At 38.9% G+C, this 14576-nt stretch carries 18 protein-coding genes and 1 pseudogene; 14 read left to right on the top strand and 5 right to left on the bottom strand.

Annotated elements, in window-relative coordinates; genetic code table 11:
• From D8802_RS06005 to D8802_RS05975, 7 genes are all read left to right on the top strand, one after another.
• A complete protein-coding gene (locus D8802_RS06005; RefSeq protein ID WP_001278166.1) occupies positions 1–276 on the top strand; it encodes a Veg family protein in 276 nt (91 codons plus the stop codon).
• 91 nt (positions 277–367) lie between these two features.
• A complete protein-coding gene (locus D8802_RS06000; protein WP_125395163.1) occupies positions 368–1477 on the top strand; it encodes an SH3 domain-containing protein in 1110 nt (369 codons plus the stop codon).
• 84 nt (positions 1478–1561) lie between these two features.
• A complete protein-coding gene (polA, locus tag D8802_RS05995; RefSeq protein WP_125395162.1) occupies positions 1562–4195 on the top strand; it encodes a DNA polymerase I in 2634 nt (877 codons plus the stop codon).
• Positions 4196–4474: 279 nt separating this feature from the next.
• Positions 4475–4765 carry a thiamine-binding protein gene (locus D8802_RS05990; RefSeq protein WP_125395161.1) on the top strand — a complete coding sequence of 97 codons (291 nt, stop codon included), beginning with the start codon at positions 4475–4477 and terminating at the stop codon, positions 4763–4765.
• Positions 4728–5486, top strand: coding sequence for an ABC transporter permease (locus D8802_RS05985; RefSeq protein ID WP_125395160.1), 759 nt, complete (start codon positions 4728–4730; stop codon positions 5484–5486). The genes D8802_RS05990 and D8802_RS05985 overlap by 38 nt, the downstream gene beginning before the upstream one ends.
• A 36-nt stretch (positions 5487–5522) precedes the next feature.
• A complete protein-coding gene (locus D8802_RS05980) occupies positions 5523–6530 on the top strand; it encodes an ABC transporter substrate-binding protein (RefSeq protein ID WP_125395159.1) in 1008 nt (335 codons plus the stop codon).
• The gene (locus D8802_RS05975) at positions 6530–7258 is read left to right on the top strand and encodes an ABC transporter ATP-binding protein (RefSeq protein ID WP_125395158.1); all 729 of its coding nucleotides are present in this window, start codon (positions 6530–6532) and stop codon (positions 7256–7258) included. Before D8802_RS05980 ends, D8802_RS05975 begins: the two co-directional genes overlap by 1 nt.
• Before the next feature lie 156 nt (positions 7259–7414).
• Here D8802_RS05975 and D8802_RS05970 read toward each other — a convergent pair.
• The 5 genes and pseudogenes from D8802_RS05970 to D8802_RS05945 all read right to left on the bottom strand — a co-directional run bounded on the left by D8802_RS05970 (position 7415) and on the right by D8802_RS05945 (position 11245).
• Positions 7415–8581: pseudogene (locus D8802_RS05970) on the bottom strand (tyrosine-type recombinase/integrase).
• 405 nt (positions 8582–8986) lie between these two features.
• Entirely contained in the window at positions 8987–9775 is a 789-nt protein-coding gene (locus D8802_RS05960; RefSeq protein ID WP_125395157.1) for a DUF1828 domain-containing protein, read from the bottom strand.
• On the bottom strand, positions 9768–10232 hold the full coding sequence (locus D8802_RS05955) for a DUF6978 family protein (protein ID WP_049510243.1): 465 nt from the start codon (positions 10230–10232) through the stop codon (positions 9768–9770). The genes D8802_RS05960 and D8802_RS05955 overlap by 8 nt, the downstream gene beginning before the upstream one ends.
• Before the next feature lie 260 nt (positions 10233–10492).
• Positions 10493–10762, bottom strand: coding sequence for a DUF4177 domain-containing protein (locus D8802_RS05950; protein ID WP_004261908.1), 270 nt, complete (start codon positions 10760–10762; stop codon positions 10493–10495).
• A gap of 27 nt (positions 10763–10789) precedes the next feature.
• Positions 10790–11245, bottom strand: coding sequence for a helix-turn-helix domain-containing protein (locus D8802_RS05945; RefSeq protein ID WP_075231125.1), 456 nt, complete (start codon positions 11243–11245; stop codon positions 10790–10792).
• 153 nt (positions 11246–11398) lie between these two features.
• Between D8802_RS05945 and D8802_RS05940 the strand changes: the two genes are divergently transcribed.
• The 7 genes from D8802_RS05940 to D8802_RS05905 all read left to right on the top strand — a co-directional run bounded on the left by D8802_RS05940 (position 11399) and on the right by D8802_RS05905 (position 14569).
• A complete protein-coding gene (locus D8802_RS05940) occupies positions 11399–11584 on the top strand; it encodes a helix-turn-helix domain-containing protein (protein WP_125395156.1) in 186 nt (61 codons plus the stop codon).
• A 240-nt stretch (positions 11585–11824) separates the two neighbouring features.
• Complete coding sequence (locus D8802_RS05935) at positions 11825–12427, top strand: Rha family transcriptional regulator (protein WP_125395201.1); 603 nt, start codon at positions 11825–11827, stop codon at positions 12425–12427.
• Between the two features lie 11 nt (positions 12428–12438).
• The gene (locus D8802_RS05930) at positions 12439–12699 is read left to right on the top strand and encodes a hypothetical protein (RefSeq protein ID WP_042900400.1); all 261 of its coding nucleotides are present in this window, start codon (positions 12439–12441) and stop codon (positions 12697–12699) included.
• Between the two features lie 337 nt (positions 12700–13036).
• Positions 13037–13237: a hypothetical protein gene (locus D8802_RS05920; protein ID WP_125395155.1), complete on the top strand. Its 201-nt coding sequence runs from the start codon at positions 13037–13039 to the stop codon at positions 13235–13237.
• Between the two features lies 1 nt (position 13238).
• Positions 13239–13448: a hypothetical protein gene (locus D8802_RS10325; protein WP_125395154.1), complete on the top strand. Its 210-nt coding sequence runs from the start codon at positions 13239–13241 to the stop codon at positions 13446–13448.
• A 1-nt stretch (position 13449) separates the two neighbouring features.
• Positions 13450–13722 carry a hypothetical protein gene (locus D8802_RS05910; protein WP_049509653.1) on the top strand — a complete coding sequence of 91 codons (273 nt, stop codon included), beginning with the start codon at positions 13450–13452 and terminating at the stop codon, positions 13720–13722.
• The gene (locus tag D8802_RS05905; RefSeq protein ID WP_125395153.1) at positions 13709–14569 is read left to right on the top strand and encodes a conserved phage C-terminal domain-containing protein; all 861 of its coding nucleotides are present in this window, start codon (positions 13709–13711) and stop codon (positions 14567–14569) included. Before D8802_RS05910 ends, D8802_RS05905 begins: the two co-directional genes overlap by 14 nt.
• Positions 14570–14576 lie beyond the last annotated feature (7 nt).

The following is a 14576-nucleotide window of genomic DNA, read 5'->3' as shown; positions in this document are numbered from 1 at the left end:
ATGTCAGATGCATTTACAGATGTGGCCAAGATGAAAAAAATCAAAGAAGAAATCAAGGCGCATGAGGGACAAGTCGTTGAAATGACTTTGGAAAATGGCCGTAAGCGCCAAAAAAACAGATTGGGTAAGCTAATTGAGGTTTATCCGTCCCTATTTATCGTTGAATTTGGGGATGTTGAGGGAGATAAACAAGCTAATGTTTACGTTGAATCTTTCACCTACTCAGATATCTTGACAGAGAAGAATTTGATTCGCTATCTAGACCAAGAATCCTAAAATGAAGTGGGCTTTGCTCACTTTTTTCTTTTTTTCCCGAATAGTATAAACGAGGGGAACCTCGGAAATTTATATTATATAAGGAGAATGAATGACGTTTTTAAAATCAGGAGTTAAGAAGAGTAGATATACGCAGTTGGGTGTAGGATTGGCTACAGTGTTGGTTACGAGTGCTTTTTTGTTTGGTGGTGAATCGGTTAAAGCTGATAGTGTAGCGCGTGGAGATGACTACCCGCTTCACTATAAAAATGGTAGTGTAGAAATTGATCAGTGGCGGATGTATTCTCGCCAGTGTACGTCTTTTGCGGCCTTTCGTTTGAGTAGTGTAAATGGCTTTGAGATTCCTCCTGCTTACGGAAATGCAAATGAGTGGGGACATCGTGCAAGGCGAGAAGGCTACCGTGTGGATACTAAGCCAGAAGTTGGAGCTATTGCATGGTCGACAGAAGGTTATTATGGGCACGTGGCTTGGGTATCAAATGTGTCAGGGGATACGATTGAGATTGAAGAGTATAACTATGGTGTTAGGGAGAAATACAATCGTCGCAGCGTAAAAGCTAGTTCTATGACAGGCTTTATCCATTTTAAGGACTTGGTAGGGAGTGGTGGTAGAACTGGAAATTCTATTAGGTCAGGGTTAGCATCTAGTGGGACTCATACGTTTACTCAAAAGTCTGCCATTAGAAACCAGCCGTCAAGTACAGCGCAAGTTATCGACTACTACTATCCTGGTGAAAATGTTAGCTACGATCAAATCGTAGAAAAGGAAGGTTATAAGTGGCTTAGTTACCTATCCTATAGTGGAACGAGAAGATATGTCCAGTATACGGAAATAGGATCAGTGGAGAATGGTTGGAAGAAGCAAAACGGTATTTGGAATTACCGTGAGAATGGGAAACTCGCAACTGGTTGGAAGAAAATAAATGGCAGTTGGTATCACTTCAAAGAAAATGGAACCATGTCAACAGGTTGGGTGAAGGATGGCTCGCATTGGTACTATCTAAAGGCATCAGGAGAGATGCAGACAGGTTGGCTCGAGGAAAATGGAACATGGTATTATTTGGAAAGTTCAGGGGCTATGAAGTCTAGTCAGTGGTTCCAAGTAGGAGGAAAGTCCTACTACGCCAATGCTTCAGGGGCTTTAGCAGTGAATACCACTGTGGATGGCTATCGAGTAGATAGTAATGGAGCTAGAATCTAGAAAGAATATAAAAAAGAGGACTTCACTACCATTTGCCTATTCTTTCCGATGGTATTTTTCCCCTCTTTCCTTTATAATGGGTGTATGGACAAGAAAAAATTATTATTAATTGATGGATCTTCTGTTGCTTTTCGAGCTTTTTTTGCGCTCTATCAGCAGTTGGATCGTTTTAAAAATGCTAATGGTCTTCATACCAATGCAATCTATGGCTTTCAACTCATGTTGAATCATGTCTTAGAGCGGGTTGAGCCCAGTCATGTTTTGGTAGCCTTTGATGCAGGCAAGACGACTTTCCGAACAGAGATGTATGCAGACTACAAGGGTGGCCGTGCTAAAACTCCAGATGAGTTTCGTGAGCAATTTCCCTTCATTCGTGAGTTGTTAGACCATCTTGGGATTCGCCATTATGAGTTAGCCCAGTATGAAGCCGATGATATCATCGGGACCCTAGGTCGCTTGGCTGAGAAGGATTCTTTTGATGTGACAATCGTTAGCGGAGATAAGGATTTGATCCAGTTGACGGATGAGCATACGGTGGTTGAGATTTCCAAGAAAGGTGTGGCTGAGTTTGAGGCCTTTACACCAGATTACCTTATGGAAAAGATGGGCCTCACACCAGCTCAATTTATTGATCTTAAGGCCCTTATGGGGGATAAGTCTGATAATATTCCTGGTGTCACGAAAATCGGTGAAAAGACGGGTATAAAGCTCTTGCTGGAGCATGGTTCGCTTGAGGGTATTTATGAAAATATCGATGGGATGAAGGCTTCTAAGATGAAGGAAAATCTCATTAATGACAAGGAACAAGCCTTTTTATCGAAAACGCTAGCAACCATTGATACTCAGGCACCGATTGAGATTGGACTAGATGATTTGGTTTATAGTGGACCAGATGTGGAAAATCTCGGAAAATTCTACGATGAAATGGGCTTCAAACAACTCAAGCAAGCTTTAAATATTTCGTCAACGGATGCGCCTGAAAATTTAGATTTCACTATTGTTGAGCAAGTGAAGGAAGATATGCTGAGTGTCGACTCTATCTTCCACTTTGAACTCTTTGGGGAGAACTACCATACAGATGATTTGGTTGGTTTTGCCTGGTCTTGTGGAGACAAGCTCTATGCTACAGATAAACTTGAGCTCTTGCAGGAACCGATTTTCAAGGAATTTCTGGAAAAAACACCTCTGAAAGTGTATGACTTTAAGAAAGCTAAAGTCCTCTTAAATCGTTTTGGTTTGGATTTGCAGGCCCCTGCTTTTGATAGTCGCTTGGCTAAATACCTCCTGTCTACTGTCGAGAATAATGAAATTTCAACTATTGCAAGTCTTTATGGTCAGACTTACATGGTCGATGATGAGACGTTCTACGGTAAGGGTGTTAAGAAAGCTATCCCTGAGAGAGAGAAATTCTTGGAGCACTTGGCTCGCAAGGTTGCTGTATTGGTTGAGACTGAGCCTGTTTTACTTGAAAAACTCAGTGAACATGGGCAGTTAGATCTCCTCTATGACATGGAGCAACCTCTGGCTTTTGTCCTTGCCAAGATGGAAATTGCTGGGATCAAGGTCAAAAAAGAAACCCTGCTTGAGATGCAAGCTGAAAATGAGGTCGTCATTGAGCAACTCACTCAAGAGATTTACGAACTGGCTGGTGAGGAGTTTAATATCAACTCTCCTAAGCAGTTGGGAGTACTGCTCTTTGAAAAGCTTGGTCTTCCTCTAGAATACACGAAGAAAACCAAGACAGGTTACTCGACAGCCGTGGATGTGCTAGAGCGTCTGGCTCCTATTGCGCCAATTGTTAAGAAAATTCTAGACTACCGTCAGATTGCTAAGATTCAGTCTACCTATGTGATTGGTTTGCAGGACTGGATTTTAGCTGATGGCAAGATCCACACGCGCTATGTGCAGGATTTGACTCAGACAGGGCGTTTGTCTAGTGTGGATCCAAACTTGCAAAATATCCCTGTTCGTTTGGAACAAGGTCGCCTCATTCGTAAGGCTTTTGTGCCTGAGTGGGAGGATAGTGTCCTTCTCAGCTCGGACTATTCACAGATTGAGTTGCGCGTCTTGGCACACATCTCTAAAGATGAGCACTTAATCAAGGCCTTCCAAGAGGGGGCGGATATCCATACCTCAACAGCTATGCGTGTCTTTGGAATTGAATGCCCTGAGGATGTGACTCCAAACGACCGTCGCAATGCCAAGGCTGTTAACTTTGGAGTGGTTTACGGGATTTCAGACTTTGGCTTGGCAAACAATCTTGGTATTAGCCGTAAGAAGGCCAAAGCCTATATTGATACCTATTTTGAGCGTTTTCCTGGAATCAAAAACTATATGGAAGAAGTGGTGCGTGAGGCGCGTGATAAGGGCTATGTAGAGACCCTCTTTAAGCGCCGTCGAGAGCTACCAGATATCAATTCGCGCAACTTTAACATTCGTGGTTTTGCGGAGCGGACAGCCATTAACTCCCCTATCCAGGGATCGGCGGCGGATATTCTCAAAATTGCTATGATTCAGCTAGACAAAGCTCTAGTTGAAGGTGGTTATCAGACCAAGATGCTCTTGCAAGTGCACGATGAAATCGTCCTTGAGGTTCCGAAATCAGAACTAGCAGCCGTTAAAGCTCTAGTGAAACAAACCATGGAAGAAGCCATCCAGCTCAGTGTTCCCCTCATCGCTGATGAGAATGAAGGAGCAACCTGGTACGAGGCTAAATAAGAAAGATATGATAGAGTTTGAAGCATTTGCCTTCAAACTCTTTTTCATGGTTTTCTGTAAGCAGTTTCCTTGACATCCTACTTATTTTGCGTTATCATATGTCCATATAAGATACGGGAGTCTGTGTACAGTCTGAGAGGAAGTGTTAAACTTCGACCGCACCTGATCTGGGTAATGCCAGCGTAGGGAAGGATACTTAGTCGAATTCTGCACCTTTTCCGTATATATGGTGAAGGTTTTTCTTTTTGTCAAAAGGAAGCCTGGGAAGAGGAGGTTTTTATGAAAGCAAGCATTGCCTTGCAAGTCTTGCCCCTATCACAGGGGATTGATCGAATTGCTATTATCGATCGAGTGATTGCTTATCTGCAAACTCAATCCGTGACCATGGTGGTGACACCCTTTGAAACGGTTTTGGAAGGGGAGTTTGATGAGCTCATGCGCATTCTCAAAGAAGCGCTTGAAGTGGCTGGGCAGGAGGCAGATAATGTCTTTGCCAATGTCAAAATAAATATAGGAGAGATTTTAAGCATCGATGAGAAACTTGAAAAGTATGATAAGACGACAGATTAGTCTTTTGGGATTTCTCGGAGTCTTGTCGGTCTGGCAGTTAGCGGGAATATTCAAACTTTTACCCAAGTTTATCCTGCCAACTCCTCTTGAGATTCTCCAGTCCTTTGTTCGTGACAGAGAATTTCTCTGGCACCATAGCTGGGCGACCTTGAGGGTGGCTTTACTAGGTCTTGTTCTGGGTGTCCTGATTGCCTGTTTCATGGCTGTGCTCATGGATAGCCTGGCTTGGCTCAATGATCTGATTTATCCTATGATGGTGGTTGTTCAGACCATTCCAACCATTGCTATAGCGCCTATCTTGGTCTTGTGGCTGGGCTATGGGATTTTGCCCAAGATTGTCTTGATTATCCTGACGACAACCTTCCCGATCATTGTCAGTATTTTGGACGGTTTTAGACATTGTGACAAGGATATGCTGACCTTGTTTAGTCTGATGCGGGCCAAGCCTTGGCAAATCCTTTGGCATTTTAAAATCCCAGTCAGCCTGCCCTACTTTTATGCAGGTCTGAGGGTCAGTGTCTCCTATGCCTTTATCACAACAGTAGTATCTGAGTGGTTGGGAGGCTTTGAGGGTCTTGGTGTCTACATGATTCAGTCTAAAAAACTGTTTCAGTATGATACCATGTTTGCCATTATTATTCTGGTGTCACTCATCAGTCTTCTGGGGATGAAGCTGGTCGATATTAGTGAAAAATATGTGATTAAATGGAAACGTACTTAAATAGAGCGTTTTTGAAAAAGAAAAGAGGAAATGAAAATGAAGAAAACATGGAAAGTGTTTTTAACGATTGTAACAGCTCTTGTAGCTGTTGTGCTTGTAGCTTGTGGCCAAGGAACTGCTTCTAAAGACAGTAAGGAAGCGGAACTCAAAAAGATTGATTTTATCCTAGACTGGACGCCAAATACCAACCACACGGGACTTTATGTAGCCAAGGAGAAAGGCTATTTCAAGGAAGCTGGAGTGGATGTTGACTTGAAATTGCCACCAGAAGAAAGCTCATCTGACTTGGTAATCAATGGCAAGGCGCCATTTGCTATCTATTTCCAAGACTACATGGCTAAGAAATTGGAAAAAGGGGCAGGGATTACTGCCGTTGCCGCTATCGTAGAGCACAATACATCAGGAATCATCTCTCGTAAATCTGACAATGTCACCAGTCCAAAAGACTTGGTTGGGAAGAAATACGGAACTTGGAATGACCCAACAGAGTTGGCTATGTTGAAAACCTTGGTAGAATCTCAAGGTGGGGACTTTGAGAAGGTCGAAAAAGTACCAAACAACGACTCAAACTCCATCACACCAATTGCCAATGGCGTCTTTGACACTGCTTGGATCTACTACGGTTGGGACGGTATCCTTGCTAAATCTCAAGGTGTAGATGCTAACTTCATGTATTTGAAAGACTACGTCAAGGAATTTGACTACTACTCACCAGTTATCATTGCTAACAACGACTACCTCAAAGATAACAAAGAAGAAGCACGTAAAGTCATCCAAGCTATCAAAAAAGGCTACCAATACGCTATGGAACACCCAGAAGAAGCTGCAGATATCCTCATCAAGAATGCTCCCGAACTCAAGGAAAAACGTGATTTTGTCATCGAATCGCAAAAATACTTGTCGAAAGAATACGCAAGCGACAAGGAGAAGTGGGGACAATTTGACGCAGAACGCTGGAATGCCTTCTACAAGTGGGATAAAGAAAATGGTATCCTCAAAGAAGACTTGACAGACAAAGGCTTCACCAACGAATTTGTAAAATAATGACAGAAATTAGACTAGAACATGTAAGCTATGCCTACGACGATGATAGGATTTTAGAGGACATTAACCTGCAGGTGACTTCAGGTGAAGTAGTCTCTATCCTAGGTCCCAGTGGTGTAGGCAAGACTACCCTCTTTAACCTGATTGCAGGAATTTTAGAAGTCCAGTCGGGAAGAATTGTCCTTGATGGAGAGGAGAATCCCAAGGGGCGCGTGAGTTATATGTTGCAAAAGGATCTCCTCTTGGAGCACAAGACGGTGCTTGGTAATATCATCCTGCCCCTCTTGATTCAAAAGGTTGACAAGGCAGAAGCTATTGCCCGAGCGGATGATATCCTTGCGACCTTCCAGCTGACAGCCGTACGGGATAAGTATCCTCATGAGCTCAGTGGTGGGATGCGTCAGCGTGTGGCCTTGCTTCGGACCTACCTTTTCGGACACAAACTCTTTCTTTTAGACGAAGCCTTTAGCGCCTTGGATGAGATGACAAAGATGGAACTACACGCTTGGTATCTGGAGATTCATAAGCAGTTGCAACTGACAACCTTGATCATCACACATAGTATTGAGGAAGCCCTCAATCTCAGTGACCGCATCTATATCTTAAAAAATCGGCCGGGACAGATCGTTTCTGAAGTCAAACTAGATTGGTCCCAGAGCGAAGACAAGGAAGTCCAAAAGATTGCCTATAAACGTCAAATCTTGGTGGAATTGGGCTTAGATAAGTAGAAAAATAGGGAGTTGGTGAAGATTATTCTTTATCAGCGTCCTTTTTCTTTTAAAAAATCAAAAATTTCGGTATAATAGTCAATTATACCGAAATCATTCTATAATCGTTGATACATAAAGGTTTTATGTATCGCTGTTTTAATTTTGTGGATTTTTTTAAGAACTTTTTATTTTTTCTAGGGCAGTTTCAAAGAATGAGACTGCTCTTTTTTGGTTCTCTTTTGATAAATGGCTGTAAGTGTCCATAGTTACAGATATTTTTGCATGACCAAGCCGTGTCTATATTTCCTTGTATGGTAGTCCGGCATTAAGCAAGATACTAGCGTGAGTGTGTCGGAAAGCATGAAAGCCTAAATCAGTACAGTTAGCGTTTTTTAAGTGCTTATGTAGGCGATAATCAACCTTTCGAGTATTGACATAGTTATCAAAGCTATCAGAGAATACTTTCTCATAGGTTAAGCCAATGTTTCTACCGTTTTCTGCTTGTCTTGCTCGGTAGAGACGAAGCATGAGCACTGTTTTATGATCGATATCTAGAACTCTATAGCTTGATTTTGTCTTAGGAGTGTTTACCTGGTTTAAAATGTTGAGTGTTTTGTTAATATCGATTGTTCCGTTCTGCAGGTCAATATCAGACCATTCCAAGGCCAGACATTCACGGATACGCAGTCCAGTAGCTAGGAGTGTCTTATAAAGCACGGTATCATAAAAATTGATAAAGGTATTTTCTAGGCTATCGAGATAGGAGAGGAAGTTTTTAAGTTCCTGATCTTGAAAGTATTTAATTTCTTTCTTATCTCTTGTTATCTTTCTAGGAATGACAACATCACGAGCAGGGTTATTGTCTAATGCTTGAATAGAAACTCCATACTGTAGAATACGTTTATTTAAGGCATGAAGGTGATTGTATTCTTTATATCCCGTTCCGTCCTGATTGTACTCATCTGCCCACTTATTTACCTGAGTTTGGATAATAACAGGGGTAAGTTTATCTAGTTTGTAAGTACCAAATGAGGGCAAGAGGTAATTATTTAAGCAGCCTTTTATCTTTATCTGCGTATTAGTCTTTATGGTATGCTGGTAGGTTTGCCAAAACAAGTCCACAAGTTCGCTATAGGTTGTTATATGTGAGCGTTGCTTCCGTGTAGAGCCGTTTTTCTCAAATTCTACCTTGGCCTGAGTGGCCTTATTTCTGAGTTCTTTTTTTGTTCGTGCTGATATGGTAGTCTTGACCTTCTTACCAGTTACAGAATCAATGCCAAGATAGATACTAGAGCGGTAGACTGCTGATCCGTCTTTTTTCGTGTGTTGTGTGATTTTCATGGTTTTAACTCCTTTTCCATCAGCAGGCAAGCAATTAGAAAAGGTTTTGAGTTTATACCATGCGAGGAGCTATGAGAATGCCCCTATTTTCGATTTTAAGCAGTCAGAAGAATATTATATACCAGAGTAGGAAACAAGGCTATATAGAGCTTGTAGAGGCGTTAAACTTAATTAGTGAAAATTCCTAATCAAAGTATTTATCAATTTTTAATATTTGTAAAAAGGCTCATTGATTACATCTCGAGACAAAGCACAAAAGGAGCTTCGTTAGAGGCTCCTTTTGGTAGGTCGCTACTGCAACCATTCATAAGATTAAATTAAGCTTAATCCATTTGAAGCCATTTGTCAACTTTAAATTGATATTTAAAGTAAGAAGACTGGAGTAACTTTAGAATTTAAAACTATTTAAGCGAAGTTTGTCAATATGTCTTCTTCTTCTAAAAATTTAGTATGAGGCAACAGTAAAATTTTTGCTTTGGTATTTTCTTCAAAGATTGCCTTTGTTTCTACCATTTTTTCAAACTTATGACTTGTGTCATCAATAAGTGCAACATATTCTGCATTATGTTTATGATTTTGGAGAATTCTAGTATCCATTGCAAGTAATTTTGCTCTGTTAAGATCATTACCATTTGAAATAGTTCTAATCAATTTTTCATTTTTTCGTGTAGGGATTGTAAAATCAAATTGAACTGTAATTCCTTCTCTACCAGAAAACGAAGTTCTGCTTGTAAAAAATACTTCTCTTTTTCTTAAAATTTCCTCGACTTCATCATGGAAAATATTCTTTACATTTTTATCTTTTAATACAATCATATCATTTACTTGCATGATTGTTTGAAGAAGACGTTGTTTAGCTAGAGGAAATTTTTCCAAGCTAGTAGTTATACAAAGTTCATTATTATTTAACTCAGTGCCTAGACTACTCACAATTGTGTTTAGAATATTGTTTTTATGTAAGGTTCGGCCGTTTAAATTTACGCCGTGACTTTTTAGGTTGTTGATAGTCCAGCCGTCATCTGTTAAGGTAACTCGACCATTGTTCAAGAATTCAGCATATAGAATGATATGGTCAAAATCGTTATCTAAAAAAGGAGTACTGATTTCAACAGTATGATTGTCAAGGTCAGCGAAGCGATACTCTTTCATAAGCCAGTCGAAGTATACTTTTTTCAATGTGTTGGACTTATTCATTATCTTTCTCCTTTCTTATATTTGTGTATGATATAAATTCCGTAAATACATCTATTATCTGATTTACATTAGGGAAGTTAGAATCTTTCAAAGGTATTGCAATGGAATCTCTCTTGTCGTGTTTATTGGAATAGATATGTATATGACTACCAATAATAACTTTTCCATCAGGATTAATGTGTCTGTTCGATGGATGAATGTCAACTCTAACTATGTGGTCGTGAAAATCTTTTAGTCGAAGATGTATGCTGAAACGTTCATTGTTTAATCTACCTCGAAAGATATGAAGAATATATTGGATATCATCATCGTCAATTATAGTCTCGTCCACTTCTATTTTACCAAACATTGCGGAAATGGTGTTGTAAATCTGATCAAAAGTTAGCTGATTTTTAGGATGTTTTAATCTATTTATAATTTCTTGCACTTGTGCATCATCTAAGTTTGAATAATTCATTTTATCTTTCTTTATAAATACTTATGTTTTTCTTGTTGTACAAAATAAATTTTGGAATTACTATTTTAGCAAGTAAAGTATATTTTTAATTTTTATCTTTGTTCCGACTTGTCACTTTAAGGGTATAGTCATTGTATTCTTCTTGTAATTCACTAAAGTAATTTGGCTATATTTCAGCAAATGAAGAGAACTCATTATTAAATGTTAGGTGACTATTCTAATTATTTAGACAGAGAAAAGCTTAGAAATCAGGAAAGGTTTTAGATAATCTTCTCAAAAACCATTGTGGCTTGGATACGGTCGCCACCGCCTAGTCCTTTGCTTCCACCATTGGCGGTTGTGATTGTGTGCAGGCGATAACCTTTTGAAGCTTGTTTATTGATAACATCTTCTAATTCTGTAAGGTTTCCTGATCCAGTGCCGAAAAACTTTTCTTTTAAAGTTACCTGAAGGACAACGTAGTGTAGTCCATTTACTCCAGAAGCGGTAGAAAAACTACCTTCTTGTTTTACAGTATCAAAAAATCCCATGGGGGTTACTCCTTTGATTTAAATATTTTATTTTTTATTATCAAGTTTTAAAAAAGAAACAGCATCGTTTTTTGCAAATTTTTTTGCAATTTCTCTTAACAACTCTCTCTCTTCTTCTTCAGAAAAAGAATAATTAAGAATTAATTCTAGCAGAAGGGGATCTACTTCTTTTCTTAATGTTTGATATACATCAAAATCTAAGTCAGTTTTAGAAAGTTGCATATAATCGAACTCTCTCCAAGAAGCAAATTCACGAGGAGTAGGACTATATTCTTTAAATGGAGTTTCTGGGTCATCACTATATCCGAGTAGATAGGCAACACTTACATTAAAGTAATCGGCTATTAATTGAGCTTTTTCTGGTTTGATTTGGCTTTTACCGTTTTCCCAACGTTGTATGGTTCTATATGGTATTTTGATTTCTTTAGAAAATTCTACTTGAGTTAGTTTTTTGTCTTTTCTTAATTCCTTTAGTCTATTCATTTTATTATTACCTCGTAGCAATTATACCATTATGCGCCACAATTTGGCAATTTTTTTTAAAAAATAATAAAAACACTTGACAAAGTATCATTAAGTGGTGCATTGTTTATATGAAAACGCCACAATGTGGCGAAAAAGAAAGGAGGAACTTCATTGCTTATTACCTCAACACAAGCAAAAGCGATTCGCCGAAAGCAGGCAGACAAGAAATTGACTGCAAAGCAAGCAGGCGAGGAAATCGGAGTTACACAAGTCACCTACAGAAAAATCCGAAACGGTGGCGAAGTAAAGCCGAGCATTTACCAAAAAGCCATGCAGTGGCTTGCAGAAGACTATTAGAAAGGAGTCAACCAATCACTATTTTGGTTTATGTTTACAGATTTCTTGTATGGTGCTTTACCACTGGAAATTGATTTATCAGACTAGCTAACGATTCGCTAGATTAAGATGCTTGCTACCTATGGCAGTATCAAGGGTTTGTAGGGGTTTATTCTCTCCTAAATTTTCCCTACCTCAATGATTTACTTTGGTACTGTTTTAGGTGGCAAGCACGAGCAACAAGAAGAAAGGAGCGAAACAATGGAATTGGTTTATATGGACGGCAAGAAAGAGCCGTATACACTGAGCAGTATCGTTGCAGAATGCGCTGAAATTAAGCACAGACATTTGAAGATTTTGCTGAATAAGCACCGAGAGGACTTTGAAAGCTTCGGAAAGGTGCAATTTAAAATTTCACCTTCAGAGAGTGGGCAAAATGTACGGGATTATATTTTGAATGAGCAACAAGCAACATTGCTGATCACTTACTTACGAAATACAGAACCCGTAAAAGAGTTTAAGAAGAACCTAGTCAAAGCCTTTTTTGAAATGCGTGATGAACTTTCTAAACGCTATCTTCAAAGAGAACTGGAAAAGCCAAAGCGTAAAAGTTTAACTGAAGCTATTCAAACATGGGAGAAAGCACCCAAGCATGCCTATAGTACCCTGACAAACTTACTACTAAAGGGAGTGACAGGGAAGAATAAAGTGCAACTCATGAAGGAGCGGGAAAGTAAGAACGGCATTAATGGCTTGACAAGTGCAGAACTGACAAACTACCAACGTTTGGAAGATATGGCAATAGCTATGATTAATTTGAATAGGGGGTATTCAGAAATTAAGGAATTAATTTTTAAAGTATAGGAGTATAGAAAATGGAAAATGATTTTAAGACAGTTACAAATGCCAAAGGGTTAGAAATTCCTAAGTATTCCAAGGATTTTAAAAAGCTAGTTGAGAAAGACAGACAACTAGCCGAATATCTTTGTATGAACTACGAGAACTTGGACAGTGAAGACCTGGGCGCATTTCTTGAAACAGTAGAGCAGGGATTCAGCTGGATTCTAGATCTTATCGAAAGTAAAGACTTGCTTTATAAACCAAAGTCAGGTAGTAATCATGCAAAAAGAAAATAAAAAAATCACTTGCTCAAATTTTAGACGAGGAGAGCAAGCGACACAATTCAGAGTATAGAAATTTTTTCTATGCTTTGATTATAGCAAAAAATATCTATTCTATCAAATACCTAAAGAAAAACCGAAGAGCAGGCAAGCAATTAGAAAAGGTTTTGAAAATCAAGTGCTGACAGGGTGATTCTAAGACCTTGTTTAGCTAAAAGATGGGTAATTACTCACGAAACACCGCTACAAGCGTTCGCCAACTTGGGGCAATCGCCCAGCGTTTGGAGTGGTGAAGCATACCATATAGAAAACAGGCAAGAAAAAGGACAAGGAAAGGCTAATGGAGAAAAATATGACTCTAGATCTAGATAACATGACACAATCAGAATTTGACAACCGAATTACTGAAATCAAGGATAGAAATCCGAACCTCTTTCAGTTTATCATTGACTTTTTAGATGATAAAGTAACTCCAGAAGAGGTGTACGACTTTCTGAAGATGGAGCGAAGCTATCAAGTAAATTATATCAAGAATTACAAAGAGAGGGCATAGCATGAATGAACTAGAATTAAGCAATACGCAGTCTATTGTCTTTACTTTGCTACTGCTTGCCCTACTACTTTATCTAAACCGCCGAGACCGCAAAAAAAGCGCCCAAATCGAGCGAGAGAGTACACAGACGATAGAAACGACTAGCGAGGATTTAAGCCCTGATTATGGGCGATATATTCAGCTTGCAGGGGTTAAGCCATGGGGGTACTAAGATGTTTGAAAAAATGATTGAAGATTTAAAGTCTAAGATTTTGGAAGCAGTGGAACGATATTTAAAAAGCCATGAGAAAGCACCTCAAAAAAGATTAGATTTGATTAGCAAGGTGGAACTAAAGGAAGAACTGGGCATAGGAGATAAAACCTTAACAAAATGGGAAGGTGCGGGACTGCCACAGTATATACCGCCTATTGAAGATACTAGAAAAGCGTATTATAAAGTCTCAGACGTTTTAAAGTTTTTGGGGGTAGATGATGGCAAAGACTAAAATATATTTTTGGTTAAAAGTTGATAAGAAGTTTTTTGATAATCTTTTTATTAAACGACTGAAAAATATGACTGGTGGCTACACTATGACAGTGATTTATATCCGTCTTATGTTGGAAAGTTTAGAAGATGATTGTATTTTGTACTATGAAGGCTATTTTGATAGTTTGGTACAGGAATTAGCTTTAAAACTAGATGTTTCTGAAGATGATATCAATATGACGGTTGCATATTTTACAAAATGCGGACTGATTCAGATAGACGATGATGGACATGCTACATTATCACAAGCAAAAGCCATGGTTGAGAGTGAAACAAACTGGGCAAAATACAAGCGAGAACAAAGAAAAAATAGTCAAGATTTAGCAAAATTGGATAATGTCCAAAATAAAAAGACTATTTCCAACTCATGTCCAACAGAGATAGAGAAAGAGAATAGAGTTAATAGTAAGAGTAGTAATTTATATTTAGATAATATATTGTCGGGAAATCCCGACTACAATTTTCCTACTTGGCTTGAAGAAACAGCTATAAAAGATTTAGAGAAAACAAAACATAAAGAACTTTGGATTCCTATTGTTTATCTGAATCAAGTAGCTAATAAGAGGTATAAGTTTGTTGATAAGACAAAAAGGCTTTTACTAGCACGATTCAAAGAAGGCTATACACTTGAAGATTTTAAACAGGTGATAGATATAAAAACGGCAGAATGGAAGGATAGTCCTGAATTTTCTAAATATCTGAGACCAGAAAGACTTTTCGGATCTAAGTTTGATGGTTATTTGAATCAAAAGCCTAAAACGATAAGAGGGAAGTCTGAAGATAACTTCCCAGATCTACCATTTTAGGAGTTAC

Source organism: Streptococcus oralis (genome assembly GCF_003943395.1).
Lineage (GTDB): Bacteria > Bacillota > Bacilli > Lactobacillales > Streptococcaceae > Streptococcus > Streptococcus oralis_BF.
This window is presented reverse-complemented; position numbering and strand designations above follow the sequence as displayed.

Coding starts and splice junctions, on each gene's coding strand:
- D8802_RS06000 (WP_125395163.1), top strand. CDS start 368: ATGACGTTTTTAAAATCAGGAGTTAAGAAGAGTAGATATACGCAGTTG.
- D8802_RS05910 (WP_049509653.1), top strand. CDS start 13,450: ATGTTTGAAAAAATGATTGAAGATTTAAAGTCTAAGATTTTGGAAGCA.
- D8802_RS10325 (WP_125395154.1), top strand. CDS start 13,239: ATGAATGAACTAGAATTAAGCAATACGCAGTCTATTGTCTTTACTTTG.
- D8802_RS05930 (WP_042900400.1), top strand. CDS start 12,439: ATGGAAAATGATTTTAAGACAGTTACAAATGCCAAAGGGTTAGAAATT.
- D8802_RS05945 (WP_075231125.1), bottom strand. CDS start 11,245: ATGAATAGACTAAAGGAATTAAGAAAAGACAAAAAACTAACTCAAGTA.
- D8802_RS05935 (WP_125395201.1), top strand. CDS start 11,825: ATGGAATTGGTTTATATGGACGGCAAGAAAGAGCCGTATACACTGAGC.
- D8802_RS05980 (WP_125395159.1), top strand. CDS start 5,523: ATGAAGAAAACATGGAAAGTGTTTTTAACGATTGTAACAGCTCTTGTA.
- D8802_RS05990 (WP_125395161.1), top strand. CDS start 4,475: ATGAAAGCAAGCATTGCCTTGCAAGTCTTGCCCCTATCACAGGGGATT.
- D8802_RS05985 (WP_125395160.1), top strand. CDS start 4,728: ATGAGAAACTTGAAAAGTATGATAAGACGACAGATTAGTCTTTTGGGA.
- D8802_RS05955 (WP_049510243.1), bottom strand. CDS start 10,232: ATGAATTATTCAAACTTAGATGATGCACAAGTGCAAGAAATTATAAAT.
- D8802_RS05975 (WP_125395158.1), top strand. CDS start 6,530: ATGACAGAAATTAGACTAGAACATGTAAGCTATGCCTACGACGATGAT.
- D8802_RS05960 (WP_125395157.1), bottom strand. CDS start 9,775: ATGAATAAGTCCAACACATTGAAAAAAGTATACTTCGACTGGCTTATG.
- D8802_RS05920 (WP_125395155.1), top strand. CDS start 13,037: ATGACTCTAGATCTAGATAACATGACACAATCAGAATTTGACAACCGA.
- D8802_RS06005 (WP_001278166.1), top strand. CDS start 1: ATGTCAGATGCATTTACAGATGTGGCCAAGATGAAAAAAATCAAAGAA.
- D8802_RS05950 (WP_004261908.1), bottom strand. CDS start 10,762: ATGGGATTTTTTGATACTGTAAAACAAGAAGGTAGTTTTTCTACCGCT.
- D8802_RS05905 (WP_125395153.1), top strand. CDS start 13,709: ATGGCAAAGACTAAAATATATTTTTGGTTAAAAGTTGATAAGAAGTTT.
- polA (WP_125395162.1), top strand. CDS start 1,562: ATGGACAAGAAAAAATTATTATTAATTGATGGATCTTCTGTTGCTTTT.